Annotated in this window: 1 protein-coding gene; it reads left to right on the forward strand. The window is 36.8% G+C overall.

Annotated features, from left to right (window positions below):
• On the forward strand, positions 1 to 277 hold a 277-nt coding region (locus DDE80_RS14925), incomplete at both ends, for a transposase (RefSeq protein WP_153060961.1).

Below are 277 nucleotides of genomic sequence, written 5' to 3' on the forward strand. Positions count from 1 at the left end.
TTAAAATCTTGTACGATTTCTAAAACAAAATCAGGTAAATACTATATTTCGATTTTGACAGAATACGAGAAAGAAATTAAACCAGTGTCCATTCAGAAAGTTGTTGGGCTAGATTTCGCTATGGACGGTCTGTATGTCGAAAGTGAACAGGGTGAGAAAGCCAATTACCCACGTTTTTATCGACAATCATTAGACAAATTAGCAAAAGAACAACGCATCCTATCTCGTAGAAAGAAAGGTTCTGCACGTTGGGAAAAACAACGTTTGAAAGTGGCTG

It is taken from the genome of Metalysinibacillus jejuensis (genome assembly GCF_003057615.1).
Taxonomy (GTDB): Bacteria; Bacillota; Bacilli; order Bacillales_A; family Planococcaceae; genus Metalysinibacillus; species Metalysinibacillus jejuensis.